This window comes from Ruegeria profundi (genome assembly GCF_049800715.1).
GTDB lineage: Bacteria > Pseudomonadota > Alphaproteobacteria > Rhodobacterales > Rhodobacteraceae > Ruegeria > Ruegeria profundi_A.
This window is the reverse complement of the sequence record NZ_JBNAFO010000004.1, coordinates 41,029-55,501: the sequence shown is the minus strand read 5'-3', so window position 1 is coordinate 55,501 and position 14,473 is coordinate 41,029. Positions and strand designations below refer to the sequence as shown.

Genomic DNA, 14,473 nt, shown 5'->3' with positions numbered 1-14,473 from the left:
GGTCGGGCTTTTGTTTTTTCAGCTTCCGAAGTGTTGCTTGGCTGATCAGGCTCAAGCGATTACTCTTTGAAATGTGGGCGAGAAAACAAAAAGGCTGGCTTTAATGCCAGAGTGATATATGGCGCATGACCCGTCAGATCTGGCAAAACGCAATGTCCCGGTCCTAGCCGGGCAGAGCATTCTGTCTCAGGTCGCGTGGACCTTAGGCAGCCCGTCGGTGGTTTTGCCGTTTCTGGCAGTCTCATTCGAGCTGCCGATGTTCATCGCCGGGGCGTTGGTCTCGGTTCGCATGGTCGGCAGCATGATCGCGGATTTCTTTCTGGCCCGTTCGATTGCCGCGCGGCCCGAGAAGAAACGCGGGATTGCGATGACCGAAATCGCAATTGGAACCTGCCTTTTGGTCGCCATGGGGGTAGCCGCCACAGGCATCGTGCCGCTGATCGCCATTGCCTTCATCGCAGTCTTTTTCCTGATCGGGCTTATCGATGAGGTGCAGAACCTCATGTTAACCGATCTACTGGGCGATCATGTGCATTCGAAATCCCGAATGATGATGCAATATTTGCAACTGGGGGCCGGAGGGCTGGGTGCCATAGGGTTGGCGCTTTTGTTGCATGAGTTGACCAAGGACAATCCGCCATTTTCGCGCCACTCGGTCGTCATCGCGGTGTCCGCCACGTTCTTTCTACTATCTGCCCTGTCGATCCTTGCGATGTTTGAGATCCGCAAGACCAACAGTTCAGAATCCAATGAAGCCAAACACTTGGGCCTGTCTTTGAAAGCCAATATCAAGTCCATCTTCAGCATGTTCGAACATGCTTGGTTTCGCCGCTACCTGGTCATGCGCATGCCGCTTGTCGTGGTGTCCTTGTCCGTGCCGTTTTTCGCTCTGATTGCGGCCGAGGCGCATCATAGCTCGGCCAAGGGACTGACCGCGATGATTGTGTCTTCGGCGTCTGGCTATCTTGTCTCGGCCCCGCTTTGGCAGCTGTTGAACATGAAATCCCATCGTACCGTCATGGTCGCAGGGACTTTGATGGTGGCGATCACTGGGATCGTCCTTTTGGCGTTTCACTATCTGGGTATCGACCACGAAGTGCACCTGCATGCGATTGCCCTGTTCATCGCAACGGTTGCCGTCACGGGGATCAGCAGCGCGCGCAAGCTCTACTTTCTGGACGTCGCCCCGAAAGAGCAGCGGGTTCAGGCCTCTGCCGCGATCAAAAGCATCGCACGCCTGACCGCCGTTGCCATGTCAGCCGCTTTGGCAGCGGTCGCGCATATGCATGAGGTTTCGCTGGCGGTTGCGTTTATCGTCCTGTGCAGTCTGGTCGCAGCCGCCGCCTGTTATCTGGTCGTCTTACCCAAGCCTGCGACACCTGATCTGCAGGGCGGCTAACGTCGTTAGAGTTCCAATCAGAAGAACGACGAAATCTCGTCCAGAGGTTTCTTCATCTTGGCAACGGAGGGGACAGTCGCGACCTCTGATGGGTGACCAACGGCGATAATCATTGTGGGCTTTTCCGATGCCGGCCGTCCCAGCGCGTCATTCAGGAACTTCATCGGGTTCGGCGTGTGTGTCAGTGTCGAAAGCCCGGCGTGATGAAGGGCAGCCAACAGAAAGCCCGTTGCGATATTGACGCTTTCCGGGACGTAGTAGTTTTTGTACCGCGTGCCATCCTCGAACTCACCCCAGCGCTGGGCGAAAACCACGATCAGCCAGGGGGCAATGGTCAGGTGTTCTTTGACCGCGTTGGTCCCGATGGGTTCTAGCGCTTTGATCCACTCATCCCCTGCGCCGCCAGCATAGAAACGACGTTCTTCTTCCTCGGCCTCTTCACGGATGCGTTGTTTCAAAGCCGGGTCAGCGATGGCCGCAAAATGCCATGGCTGGTGGTTGGCGCCGGACGGAGCGGTGCCTGCGGTTCGTAAGCAGGTCTCGATCACTTCGCGATCAACGGAGCGGTCAATGAAATCTCTAACGGTATGGCGCTGGCGCATCTTGTCGTAGAATGCCTGAGCGGCTTGCTGCATCTCGGCATCGCTCATCTCGCACCGGTCGGGCAGAGGGATCGGATCATAGCTGAGCGCATCGCGTGAGAACATGGTCTTACTCCGGAATTTTGCTTTTTATCTGGCGGTCGGCATCCGGGATCAAGGCCTTTGCAGCGGCTTGTTTTACAGCTTTGGTCAAGGGGGTCAGGGCAGATGACAACACGCGCCCAACCTGCCAATTGAGGGGCACGTCCAAAGGCGCGTTGGGTGCGACTTCACAAAGCCTGCCGTCCTGCAAAGCGTCGCGCACCAGGGGTTCGGGGTTCATGCCCCAGCCCAATCCGGCAATGGCGGCGTCGACAAACCCGTGGGAGGACGGGACGAAATGCGAAGGCGGCGACAGTCGCTGCCCGGTTTGGGTCGATATCCAGACCCGCTGAAGGCTGTCCTTGCGATTGAAGACAAGGCAGGGCGCTTGTGCCAGCGACCGCACGGTCAATCCCTCGCTGAACCAATGCGCGGTAAATTCCGGGCTAGCCGTCGCAAGATACCGCATCGCGCCAAGGGAATGGGTATCACATCCGGTGACTGGTTGCCCTCCGACGGTGATTGCGGCGCTGACCTCGCCCCGGCGCAGCCAGTCGGCCGAATGCTCCTGATCGTCGATCACGAGATCGAACAGCAGGTCCGGCACCTGCGTCATCACATCGATGAACCACGCGGCCAGAACATCTGCCGGAAGGGCGATGCGAACACGCGCGGGACCGGGGCCGCTCTCCAAGGTCAATTCGCGTGCCAGTTGGGACTCTAGCAGCCCGATATCCTCGGCATGTTTGGCAATCCGCAGCCCGGCAGGCGTGGCGGTGCAGGGGGAGCCGCGATTGATCAGGCTGGTGCCGATGCGATCCTCCAACGCTTTGATCCGCTGGGATATTGCCGAGGGCGTGACGGACAGCTCAGAGGCGGCGGCGTCAAAGCTCCCGTGCCGCAGAATCGCGGCCAGCGCGTTCAGGTGATGTGGATCGATCAGCATTAGCCAGACTTAATCTTGTTCAGTATCTTTAATTTGATAGGCCGAGGCGAAGCCGCTAGTCAAACCTTCAAACGACAGGAGGTTTCATGTTCGCCCCCCTCATCGCTGGCTTTGTCCTTAGCTTCAGTCTGATTCTGGCCATTGGTGCGCAGAACGCGTTCATCCTCAGGCAGGGTCTGCGGCGCGAGCATGTGTTTGTCTTGTGCCTGACCTGTGCCGTATCGGACGCGATCCTGATTACAGCCGGGATTGCCGGGTTTGGCACGTTGGCACAGGCCGCGCCGTGGTTCGAGACGGTGATGCGCTATGGTGGCGCCGCGTTTCTGACATGGTACGGGCTGCGCAGCCTGTGGTCGGCTTGGCAGGGCGGGGCGGCAATGGAACTGGGCGAGAGCCAACGTACAAGCCTGCGCTCGGCGATGCTGACGGTGCTGGCCTTCACTTGGCTGAACCCGCATGTCTATCTGGATACGGTGGTGCTGATCGGCTCGATCTCGGCCCAGTATGACGACCGGTTCAGCTTTGCCATTGGGGCCGTGACCTCAAGCTTTGTTTTCTTCTTCACGCTGGGCTACGGGGCCAGGATATTATCGCCGTTTTTCGCACGTCCACGCGCTTGGCAGGTGCTGGACGCTTTGATCGGGATTGTGATGCTGGGAATTGCGTGGAAGTTGCTTGTCATGTGAAGGGTTGTTCTGCCGGTGAATTCGGTGTTCAACCGGGACCATGACAACAGTTTCCGCCCCTTCGCGCCCCATAGTGGGGATGTTCTGGATGTTCGCCGCAGGTCTGTCCTTCGTGGTCATGACGGCGCTGGTGAAATCGCTCGGCTCGACCATGGACCCGATTCAGGCCGCGTTTTTGCGCTATGTCCTTGGGTTGGTGTTTCTGTTGCCTGCTCTGCGGTCGATCCTGGCAACACGGCTCAGCAAGCGCGATCTCTCATTATTCGGGCTAAGAGGGGTCATTCACGGGGTTGCCGTCATGCTGTGGTTCTACGCGATGACTCGCATTCCTTTGGCCGAGGTTACGGCCATGAACTACATGACCCCGGTCTATGTCACGCTTGGCGCGGCCCTGTTTCTGGGTGAGAAGCTGGCCTTTCGCCGGTTGGCTGCCATTCTGGTCGCCCTGATTGGCGTGCTGATCATTCTGCGCCCCGGATTTCGCGAGGTGTCCAGTGGGCATCTCGCCATGCTGGGAACGGCGCTGACGCTGGGTGGGTCCTACCTGCTGGCCAAACTGCTGGTGCGGGATATCCCGCCCTCGGTCGTGGTGGCCCATCTGTCGATCTGGGTGACGCTGGCCTTGATCCCCTTTGCAATCGCTGTCTGGTCGCCGCCCACTCTGCGGGACATCGGGGTGCTGTTTCTGGTCGCAAGCTTTGCAACGGCAGGGCATTATTTCATGACATTGGCGCTGCAGGCCGCGCCGGTTGCGGTGACCCAGCCGGTCACCTTCTTGCAGCTTATCTGGGCGACGATTGTCGGAGCCTTGGTGTTCCACGAAAGCGTTGACATCTGGGTCGTGGCTGGCGGTACGCTGATCCTGACCGCCGTCAGCTTCATTTCCTGGCGCGAAGCGATGCTGAACAAACGCGATGTGACACCATCGGCTTTTGCACCCAAAGCATGAAAACATCCGTCCGAAAACGAGATTGATTGACGAGTCAATAAAAAGCGCCTAGCGTCGTCGGGAAATCCTGTTGCCCAGGGGGACGCGATGCCAAAAGTCGGAATGGAGCCTATACGCCGTGATGCGATCGTTCGTGCGACGATTGCCGAATTGGGCGTACAGAAATCTCTGGATGTGACCGTCAGCCAGATCGCCAAACGCGCGGGCATGTCCAGCGCGCTGGCGCACCATTATTTTGGCGGCAAGGATCAGATCTTTCTGGCCGCCATGCGGCAAATCCTGACGGATTTCGGCAAGGAAGCCCGGACCGAGCTGGCTGCCGCGGCCCCCGACCAACGGGCGCAGGCCATCATCCGCGCCTGTTTTGCCCATTCATGCTTCACCCCGGACGTGATTGCGGCCTGGATGACATTCTATGTCCTTGCTCAGACCAATGACGATGCTCTGCGGCTGTGGAAGGTCTATCAGGCGCGTATCCGTTCCAACCTGATCCATGCGCTGCGCCCGCAAATTGCCGAACCGATCAACGCGGCCGAGACCATGATCGCCTTGATCGACGGGCTGTATATCCACTCGGCGCTGAGCGCCCCGGAAGAGCCTCAGCTGGCTGCCAATCACGCCTTGCGCGTCCTGAATATTCTGCTCGAGGGCGAAAAATGACAAAACCCAACATTCTGATCCTGATGGTGGATCAGCTGAACGGCACCTTGTTTCCCGATGGTCCGGCCGACTGGTTGCACGCGCCGAACCTGAAGAAACTGGCCGAACGCTCGACCCGTTTTGCCAATGCCTACACGGCCTCACCGCTTTGCGCACCGGGGCGGGCAAGCTTCATGTCGGGTCAGTTGCCCTCACGCACGGGGGTGTACGACAACGCGGCTGAGTTCCGCAGCGACATCCCGACCTATGCACACCATCTGCGCCGCGCGGGGTACTACACCTGTCTGTCGGGCAAGATGCATTTTGTCGGGCCAGACCAGTTGCACGGGTTCGAAGACCGCCTGACCACCGATATCTACCCCGCTGATTTCGGCTGGACCCCGGATTACCGCAAACCAGGTGAGCGGATCGACTGGTGGTATCACAACATGGGCTCAGTCACCGGCGCGGGTGTGGCCGAAATCTCGAACCAGATGGAGTATGACGACGAGGTCGCCTATCACGCCAAGGCCAAGCTTTATGATCTGGCGCGCGGCAAGGACGACCGTCCGTGGGCTATGACTGTTAGCTTCACGCACCCCCATGACCCCTATGTTGCGCGCCGCAAGTACTGGGACCTCTATGAGGATTGCGAACATCTGCTGCCTGAGGTCTCTGACCTCGGCTATGAAAATCAGGACCCGCATTCCAAGCGTATTTTCGACGCCAACGACTGGCGCAGCTTCGACATCACCGAGGAAGATATCCGCAAGTCGCGCCGCGCGTATTTCGCCAATATCTCATACCTTGATGACAAGATTGGCGAGATCCTCGAAGTGCTGGAGACGACGCGCCAAGAGGCGATCATCATGTTTGTCTCGGACCATGGCGACATGCTGGGCGAACGCGGGTTGTGGTTCAAGATGACGTTCTTTGAGGGCTCATCGCGCGTGCCGCTGATGATCTCGGCGCCGGATTTGCCTGCGGGCCTTATCGAAACGCCTGTGTCGACCATCGACGTGACCCCGACGCTGGGCGCTCTGGCCGGTGTTGATATGGCCGAGATTGCCCCATGGACGGATGGCGAAGACCTCGTACCTCTGGCCAAAGGGCAGGAGCGGACAGCCCCGGTGGCGATGGAATACGCGGCCGAGGCCTCCTATGCGCCGCTAGTCTCGTTGCGCTACGGCAAGTGGAAATACAATCGTTGCGCGCTGGACCCCGATCAGCTGTTTGATCTTGAGGCTGACCCGCATGAACAGAACAACCTCGCCGATGACCCCGCGCATGCCGGAACCTTGCAAACGTTGCGTGCGAAGTCCGAGGCGCGCTGGGACCTGGGCCGGTTTGATGCGGATGTTCGCGCCAGTCAGGCGCGCCGCTGGGTTGTCTATGAGGCGTTGCGGCAGGGTGGGTACTACCCCTGGGACTACCAGCCGCTGCAAAAGGCATCCGAGCGCTACATGCGCAACCACATGGACCTGAATATTGTCGAGGAGAGCCAGCGGTTCCCGCGCGGCGAGTGACCTCTTCTTATTTTTGAAAATACGCCCGCCGGAGGCAGAGCAGGTTTCGAAACCTCTCACGGCGGATCTATGGAGACGTGAAATGGAAGCAGATTTTGTCATTGTGGGTGCTGGCTCTGCCGGCTGTGCGATGGCCTATCGCCTGAGCGAGGCTGGGGCCTCGGTCCTGGTGATCGAACATGGGGGCACGGATGCCGGGCCCTTTATTCAGATGCCTGCGGCGCTGAGCTATCCGATGAATATGTCGCTGTACGACTGGGGATTCAGCTCGGAACCCGAACCTAACATGAACAACCGCCGGATGGCCTGTCCGCGCGGCAAGGTGATCGGTGGGTCGTCCTCTATCAACGGGATGGTCTATGTGCGCGGCCACGCGCGGGATTTTGACACTTGGGCGGATATGGGTGCGGATGGGTGGTCCTATGCGGATGTGCTGCCCTACTACAAACGTATGGAAACCTGGCATGATGGCGGCCATGGCGGTGACCCTGAATGGCGCGGCAAGGATGGTCCGCTGCATGTGTCACGCGGTCCGCGCAAAAACCCGTTGTTCCAAGCCTTCGTCGATGCGGGTCAGCAAGCGGGCTATGAGGTCACGGGCGACTATAATGGCGAGAAGCAGGAAGGTTTCGGCCCAATGGAGCAGACCGTCTGGAAAGGACGGCGCTGGTCGGCGGCAAATGCTTATCTGCGACCTGCTCTGAAACGTCCCAACTGCGACCTCGTCAAAGGTTTGGCGTCGCGCGTTGTGATGGAAGAGGGGCGCGCAGTCGGCGTCGAACTGGTGCGTGGCGGCAAGAAAGAGGTCATTCGTGCCCGGCGTGAGGTTGTTCTGGCGGCCTCGTCGATCAACTCGCCCAAACTGCTAATGCTCTCGGGTATTGGGTCGGCGTCGCATCTGGCGGAGCATGGTATCGACGTTGTTGCTGATCGTCCGGGCGTGGGCGCAAACCTGCAGGACCACCTTGAGTTGTATATCCAGCAAGCCTCGTTGCAGCCGATCACGCTGTACAAGCACTGGAACCTGTTCAGCAAAGGTCTGATTGGGGCGCAGTGGCTGTTCACCAAAACCGGTCTTGGGGCCTCGAACCAGTTCGAGAGCGCGGCCTTCATCCGGTCGAACCCGGGCGTGGAATACCCCGACATCCAGTACCACTTCCTGCCGATTGCAGTGCGCTATGACGGTCAGGCCGCCGCCGAGGGGCACGGGTTCCAGGCGCATGTGGGGCCGATGCGGTCTCCGTCGCGTGGGGCTGTGACTTTGCGGTCGAACAAGGCTGAAGACGCGCCGGTGATCCGGTTCAACTACATGAGCCATGAAAAAGACTGGGAAGACTTCCGCAAATGTATCCGCCTCACCCGTGAGATCTTTGGTCAGGACGCCTTCAAGCCCTATGCGGGCAAAGAGATTCAGCCTGGCGCCTCAGTGCAGACGGATGAGGAACTGAATGCCTTCATCGCAGAGCATGCCGAAAGCGCCTATCACCCCTGTGGCACCTGCCGGATGGGGCGCGCGGATGACAAGAACGCCGTGGTCGATCCCGAAGGTCGTGTCATTGGCGTGGATGGTTTGCGTGTGGCTGACAGCTCGATCTTCCCACAGATCACCAATGGCAACCTCAACGCGCCGTCGATCATGGTGGGTGAGAAGATGTCGGACCATGTACTTGGCAAGGATGCGCTGCCGAAAGCCAATGACCGCCCGTGGATTCACCCGCAATGGGAGGTAGCGCAGCGCTGATTTGATCCGCGTCAAAGTGGGGTGTGGCGACATCCGATAAACCTGAATCGCAACGACATTTATTCAGGAGCGAACAGGAATGTCCCACACCCCGCATGAACTGGCCGAAGAGTTTCCGGACAAAGTTGAGGTGATGAGCCAGCTCAAGCAGACGGACGCTCATTTTGCGCGTTTGGCTGATGAGTATCACGAGATTAACCGCCGCGTTCACCGCGCCGAAACCAATGTCGAGCCGGTGGAAGAGCTCGCCGAGGGCGAGATGCGTAAGAAACGCGCCGCGCTCAAGGACGAGATCTGGGCGATCGTGTCCAAGGCTTGAGCCCGACAGCGGGGGCTCTGCCCCCGCACCCCCGGGATATTTTTAGCCAGATGAAGATCAGGTGACCTCGTAGGGCAGTGTGCCTCGGGTATGAGTGTCGATGGCCAAGCGCCGTTCCAGTGGCGGAACCGAGCGTTGGTGGCAGTTGGCGCGCTCGCAGATGCGGCAGGAAATGCCGATCGGTTCGTAGGCACTGGCGTTGTTGATATCCAGATTGTCTGCATAGACCAATGCTTCGGCGTGGCGGGTTTCGCAGCCCAATGCGATGGCATAGCGGCGCACCGGCGCGCCGAATGAGCCGCCGGGTTTTGAGACATCCCTTGCCAGCGAAATGTAACGGACGCCATCGGGTGTTTCCGCCAGTTGCCGTAGGAAATGCCCCGGTGTTTCGAAGGCGCGGTGGACGTTCCACAACGGGCAGGCACCGCCGAAGCGGGCAAATTGAAGCCGAGTGGCCGAGTGGCGCTTGGTAATCGTTCCGGCCTGATCTACGCGGACGAAGAAGAACGGGATGCCTTTTGCGCCGGGCCGCTGCAAAGTGGACAGGCGGTGCGCGACCTGTTCGATTGAGGCGCCAAAGCGGTTGCTCAGCATTTCCAGATCATGCCGGTCCTCTTGGGCGGCGGCCAGAAACGCGCTGTAGGGCATCAGGGACGCGCCGGCGAAGTAGTTGGCAAGGCCGATTTTGGCGATGGCGCGGGCCTCTTCGCTCTGGAATTTGGCGAAATCGAGCGTCGCTTCTAACAGCTTGTCCTGACTGATTAGGGCAACCTGAAGCAGCAGCTGAAAGACCTGTGTTTGCGGCGCAGCGCGTGAGGACAGGCGCAGTGTTCTGCTTTCCTTGTCGTAGCTGCGCAGCGGGTTGATATCTGAGAAGATCACCTGAATGCCGCGTTCTTCCAGGCTTTGCAGGGCGGCCTGACGGATGCCACCTGGGCCGTCGGCGCGTTTGGCGAACAGCTCGGCTGCGCGGTCAACCGCGTCGATATAGTTGTCGCAATAGTGGAAGAAGTCGCGGACTTCCTCCCATGGGCTGGCTTGGGTGCGGGAATCTTCGCGGCCAAGCGCTTCGTCTAGTGAGGCGAGGCGTTCGTGGGTTTGTCGATAGCTTCGGTGCAGCTCGATAAAGGCGCGGGCAAGGGCTGGCGCGTTTGAGGCGGTCAGGCGCAGATCAGCCAGAGGGGGGATGTCGTCGGCAAAGACCGGATCGGCCAGCGCCTCACGCATATCCGAGACCAGCCGCTCGCTGTCGCCGGTGCTGAGTTCGGTCACGTCCATGCCGAATTCCTGCGCCAATGCCAGAACAACCGTGGTCGAGATCGGCCGGTTGTTGTTTTCCATCTGGTTCAGGTAGGGCAGGGAAACACCCAGTTTTGTGGCAAATTCCTTCTGGGTCAGCGTCAGGCGCGTGCGCATTTCGCGCAGCTTCGCACCGGCATAGAGTTTTTGGGTGGCCATAGGGGTGCCTTTGCAACTTTTCTACTTCGGCACGTTAGCTTTGCAAACCCTCTTGGGCAAGGCGTCTTAGAGGCCCAATTGCCGCTCGCGCCAAATGACCGAGGAAATGGCCGCGATGGCAAGAATCGCCGTGATCAGCATGAGCCAGAGCAGGGGCATTGCGCCTGTTTCAACGGTTAGCAGGGCCCCTGCCAGTGCGCTCAGGCCTGCTCCTCCGCCTAGCATGATAGCGCCGCTGAGGCCCGAGGCGGTGGCGGCCAAATGTGGCCGTACGGATAGGGCGCCGGATGTCGCGTTTGGGATCGTCATGCCATTGCCCAACCCGACGAACGTCATGAAGCCGAAAAAGCTGAGCGCTGTTCCGAAGCCTGTCAGGAACAACGCGGCAGACAGGGCGACGCCGGCGGCGTTCAACCAAGTTCCCCAAAGTACCATGCGGTTGATGCCGAACCTGACCGAATACCGCCCGCTGAAGAAGTTCCCCAAAAAATAGCCCAAGGCAGGTGCGCCGAAATAGATCCCGACTTCGGCCGCGCTCATCCCGAAGACTTCGGTTCCGATGAAGGGCGCGCCGCCCAGATAGGCAAAGAACGCGCCCGACGAGCAGGCGGAGGAGAGGGAATAGCCCCAGAACCTGGGAGACGTCAGCAGCTCGGGGTACTCTCGAAATTGCTGTAGCAGGGTTTTGCCGCTTTTGGCTGAGGTTTCCCCGAAATCGAGATAAGTCAAGGCAAGGGTCAAGGCGCCCAAGGCGAAAGGCAGCCAGAAATTGGCTTTCCAGCCAAAGCTCTCTTCCAGAAACCCGCCTATGGCCGGGCCAATCATCGGGACTACGGCCATTCCCATGGTGACGTAACCGATCATCGAGGCCGCCTGATCCTGATCATACATGTCCCGAACCGCGGCCCGACTGAGGACCATCCCGACCACCACGACCGCCTGACACATGCGGAAAAGTAGGAACACCTCGGCCGTCGGTGCGTAGATGCAGCCGAGTGTCGCCAGTAGAAAGAGTGCCAGTCCCCAAAGCAGAACCGGGCGTCGTCCCGCCTTGTCTGCAATTGGTCCGATGATGATCTGCAGGACCGCGTTTACCAGCAGGTAAAGGGCGATCGACAGTTGCATGACCTTGTAATGCGTGTCGAAATGCAGGGCCATATTCGGCAGGCTTGGCAGGAACAGGTTCATGCTCAGCGCCGATAGTCCCGAGAGAAGAACCAAAGTGCCGATTGTGGGTGGTGTGCGATAAGCCGACGACGTTCTGAACTGCATGGTTTGCTTGTATAGCTGTTGAGTGGGCAAAGGCCAGACGCTTGATGCTGCTGGTAAAAATTCGCAAATTTACAGTTTGAGCAAATGTGATTTTCAAAACTTTGCAAATTTGCCGAAAATATCTTTGGCTGAAGGGTAGCTCACTGTAGGGTCCGGTCAGATTTCACAGGGGACTATCGCCATGAAAGACATCCTTTCCGAGCTTGAAGAACGCCGCAACGCGGCCCGTCTGGGTGGTGGGCAAAAACGGATCGACGCGCAGCATGGGCGGGGCAAGCTGACCGCGCGCGAGCGGATCGAGCTGCTGCTGGACGAAGGCAGTTTTGAAGAATTCGACATGTTTGTCAGCCACCGTTGCACCGAATTCGGGATGGAAAAACAAAAGCCTGCCGGGGATGGTGTGGTCACTGGCTGGGGCACGATCAATGGCCGTATGGTCTATGTGTTCAGCCAGGATTTCACCGTGTTTGGTGGCTCGCTGTCGGAAACGCACGCGCAGAAGATCTGCAAGATCATGGATATGGCCGTGCAGAACGGCGCGCCTATCATTGGGATCAACGACTCGGGTGGTGCGCGAATCCAGGAAGGCGTCGCCTCGCTCGCGGGCTATGCCGAAGTGTTCCAGCGCAACATTACTGCATCGGGCGTGGTGCCTCAGATCAGCGTGATCATGGGCCCCTGTGCGGGTGGCGCGGTATACAGCCCGGCGATGACGGACTTTATCTTCATGGTGAAGGACTCGTCTTACATGTTCGTTACTGGCCCTGACGTGGTGAAGACCGTGACGAATGAGGTCGTTACAGCTGAGGAACTGGGTGGAGCTTCTACGCATACCAAAAAGTCTTCGGTCGCGGATGGCGCTTTTGAAAACGATGTCGAAGCTTTGGCCGAGGTGCGCCGACTGGTCGACTTCCTGCCGCTCAACAACCAGGAAAAACCTCCGGTGCGGCCTTTCTTTGACGATCCCAACCGTGTCGAAACCTCATTGGATACATTGGTACCGGACAATCCAAACACACCGTACGACATGAAGGAACTGATCACGAAGATTGCGGATGAAGGCGATTTCTACGAGATTCAGGAAGACTTCGCCAAGAACATCGTCACTGGCTTCATCCGTCTGGAAGGACAGACTGTGGGTGTTGTGGCGAACCAGCCCATGGTTCTGGCTGGGTGTCTGGATATCGACAGCTCACGCAAGGCGGCGCGTTTCGTGCGCTTCTGCGACTGTTTCGAGATCCCGATTCTGACGCTGGTGGACGTGCCCGGCTTCTTGCCTGGGACGCAGCAGGAATATAGCGGTGTGATCAAGCATGGTGCCAAGTTGCTTTATGCATACGGCGAAGCGACCGTGCCGAAAGTGACGGTTATCACCCGTAAGGCCTATGGTGGTGCTTATGTTGTGATGGCATCGAAGCACCTGCGTGGCGATTTCAACTATGCGTGGCCCACCGCCGAGATCGCGGTGATGGGTGCGAAAGGCGCGACCGAGATCATCCATCGCGCTGACCTCGGCGACGCTGAGAAGACCGCGCAGCATGTCTCCGACTACGAAGACCGTTTCGCCAACCCATTCGTGGCGGCTGAACGCGGCTTTGTGGATGAGGTGATCATGCCGCAATCAACGCGCCGTCGTGTCTCACGGGCTTTTGCCAGCTTGCGCGGCAAGCAGTTGAAAAACCCGTGGAAAAAGCACGACAACATCCCTCTCTGAGCGTGCGGGGTGGGGCGGCCCACCCCAATCCGCTGAAAATTGCGGTACTCCTCCGCAATTTGCCCGAAATCAAGGCAGAATTGACAACGAGCGAAAAATCGTCGAATGATCCGGTCCATCAGACATAGAACCGCGCGGGCACATAGCACTGCGCGCGCGATCCCGGAAGGAGGAGCCTGCCATTGGCGGGTCCGGGGTCGCGCCTTGGGTCTGATGTTCAGCATCCTGTCTCTGCCAAGCATTTCAGTGGCCGAAACCTCTCTGCCCGTGCCTTCAGGCCAACCCGTGCATCTGAGCGACGTTCTGTTGGACAACAACCCGGGAGAGCTGTGGGTGCGGTTTCGGTTCATCGCCCCAAAGATCGGCGCGACGGTGGGGCGGATCGGGTACGACGTAGCCTCAAACGATATGGAGCATCTGTGCCAGACGCTGGCGGTTGCCTATGTCGCCCAGCATGATTTGGACCCGGCCCTGGTGGTGATTTCAATGTCCGACCGCCCGATCCAATTCGGCGATGCCGCCCCAGATGCAACTCAGTTTTTCGAAGCCTACCGGCTGGAGCAGTCCCGGTGTATCTGGGAGGGGCTCTGACCATGATCTGTCGTCATGAATTCAGGGTGCTTCAGACAACGGATGCGGCTTTGGAGGTGCGCGCTATGACTTTTACCCCTTACGGGTGCGAATTCATATTCCCGATTGCAGCAGTCAACGAGGTGCCAGGATGTTGAAACATCGTGGTTTTCCGGGCCGTCTGCCGGGTACGGATTTTCAATTCACTATCCGCCGTGCCAACCCCAAGGGCGTGACGCCGATCACCCGGCGTGAGCGGTTCCGTGACCGCAAGCCTGCGGACCGTCGCGCAGATGCCGCCTTCATGGAGGCGCTTTGGCAGAACTTCGGGGATCAGCCCTTTGAACGCGGCAATCTGGATGCAGGGCGGCTGAGCTGGCTGTTTGAGCGTGAGGTCGTGCCAGCCGAAGATCCTTTCGACCCGGCTAGCTATGATGCGTTGTTGGTCATTGATCTGGACGCGGCACGTGTGTCTTTTCCCGAAGTTTTCGGAGCGGGCTGAGCGGTGATCAACCCTGTGCCTCATATCCTTGCCCGCATGGGTAAAACCCTGCCCGAAGACGGGCAGGGC

At 58.9% G+C, this 14,473-nt stretch carries 14 protein-coding genes; 10 read left to right on the top strand and 4 right to left on the bottom strand.

The genetic code is table 11. From position 1 onward, the window contains the following. Positions 1 to 118: 118 nt before the first annotated feature. Positions 119 to 1,399, top strand: coding sequence for an MFS transporter (locus ACP15L_RS08215; RefSeq protein ID WP_425083809.1), 1,281 nt, complete (start codon positions 119 to 121; stop codon positions 1,397 to 1,399). Positions 1,400 to 1,416: 17 nt separating this feature from the next. Here ACP15L_RS08215 and ACP15L_RS08210 read toward each other — a convergent pair whose 3' ends face one another. After that, a complete protein-coding gene (locus tag ACP15L_RS08210) occupies positions 1,417 to 2,106 on the bottom strand; it encodes a nitroreductase family protein (protein ID WP_425083808.1) in 690 nt (229 codons plus the stop codon). A gap of 4 nt (positions 2,107 to 2,110) precedes the next feature. Beyond that, positions 2,111 to 3,028, bottom strand: coding sequence for a LysR family transcriptional regulator ArgP (locus tag ACP15L_RS08205; protein WP_425083807.1), 918 nt, complete (start codon positions 3,026 to 3,028; stop codon positions 2,111 to 2,113). A gap of 86 nt (positions 3,029 to 3,114) precedes the next feature. Here ACP15L_RS08205 and ACP15L_RS08200 point away from each other — a divergent pair, with 86 nt between their 5' ends. The 6 genes from ACP15L_RS08200 (at position 3,115) to ACP15L_RS08175 (ending at position 8,888) form a co-directional block, all read left to right on the top strand. Next, positions 3,115 to 3,714: a LysE/ArgO family amino acid transporter gene (locus ACP15L_RS08200; protein ID WP_425083806.1), complete on the top strand. Its 600-nt coding sequence runs from the start codon at positions 3,115 to 3,117 to the stop codon at positions 3,712 to 3,714. A 40-nt stretch (positions 3,715 to 3,754) separates the two neighbouring features. Continuing rightward, positions 3,755 to 4,663 (top strand): DMT family transporter, encoded by a 909-nt coding sequence (locus ACP15L_RS08195; protein ID WP_425083805.1) that lies wholly within the window; start codon positions 3,755 to 3,757, stop codon positions 4,661 to 4,663. An 87-nt stretch (positions 4,664 to 4,750) separates the two neighbouring features. Next, positions 4,751 to 5,323, top strand: a complete 573-nt coding sequence (gene betI / locus ACP15L_RS08190) for a choline-binding transcriptional repressor BetI (protein ID WP_425083804.1) — start codon at positions 4,751 to 4,753, stop codon at positions 5,321 to 5,323. Then, on the top strand, positions 5,320 to 6,828 hold the full coding sequence (gene betC, locus ACP15L_RS08185) for a choline-sulfatase (RefSeq protein WP_425083803.1): 1,509 nt from the start codon (positions 5,320 to 5,322) through the stop codon (positions 6,826 to 6,828). The genes betI and betC overlap by 4 nt, the downstream gene beginning before the upstream one ends. A gap of 82 nt (positions 6,829 to 6,910) precedes the next feature. Continuing rightward, complete coding sequence (betA, locus tag ACP15L_RS08180) at positions 6,911 to 8,569, top strand: choline dehydrogenase (protein ID WP_425083802.1); 1,659 nt, start codon at positions 6,911 to 6,913, stop codon at positions 8,567 to 8,569. A 79-nt stretch (positions 8,570 to 8,648) separates the two neighbouring features. After that, the gene (locus ACP15L_RS08175; protein ID WP_425083801.1) at positions 8,649 to 8,888 is read left to right on the top strand and encodes a YdcH family protein; all 240 of its coding nucleotides are present in this window, start codon (positions 8,649 to 8,651) and stop codon (positions 8,886 to 8,888) included. Between the two features lie 57 nt (positions 8,889 to 8,945). On the opposite strand, the gene ACP15L_RS08170 is transcribed toward ACP15L_RS08175, so the two are convergent. Continuing rightward, positions 8,946 to 10,346 carry a helix-turn-helix domain-containing protein gene (locus ACP15L_RS08170; RefSeq protein ID WP_170378023.1) on the bottom strand — a complete coding sequence of 467 codons (1,401 nt, stop codon included), beginning with the start codon at positions 10,344 to 10,346 and terminating at the stop codon, positions 8,946 to 8,948. Between the two features lie 66 nt (positions 10,347 to 10,412). Continuing rightward, positions 10,413 to 11,618 (bottom strand): multidrug effflux MFS transporter, encoded by a 1,206-nt coding sequence (locus ACP15L_RS08165; protein ID WP_425083800.1) that lies wholly within the window; start codon positions 11,616 to 11,618, stop codon positions 10,413 to 10,415. 181 nt (positions 11,619 to 11,799) lie between these two features. Between ACP15L_RS08165 and ACP15L_RS08160 the strand changes: the two genes are divergently transcribed. The 3 genes from ACP15L_RS08160 to ACP15L_RS08150 all read left to right on the top strand — a co-directional run bounded on the left by ACP15L_RS08160 (position 11,800) and on the right by ACP15L_RS08150 (position 14,404). Then, positions 11,800 to 13,332: an acyl-CoA carboxylase subunit beta gene (locus tag ACP15L_RS08160; protein ID WP_170471793.1), complete on the top strand. Its 1,533-nt coding sequence runs from the start codon at positions 11,800 to 11,802 to the stop codon at positions 13,330 to 13,332. Positions 13,333 to 13,437: 105 nt separating this feature from the next. After that, entirely contained in the window at positions 13,438 to 13,923 is a 486-nt protein-coding gene (locus ACP15L_RS08155; RefSeq protein WP_425083799.1) for a DUF6497 family protein, read from the top strand. A gap of 130 nt (positions 13,924 to 14,053) precedes the next feature. Beyond that, positions 14,054 to 14,404, top strand: coding sequence for a hypothetical protein (locus ACP15L_RS08150; RefSeq protein WP_425083798.1), 351 nt, complete (start codon positions 14,054 to 14,056; stop codon positions 14,402 to 14,404). The last annotated feature ends 69 nt before the right edge of the window (positions 14,405 to 14,473 follow it).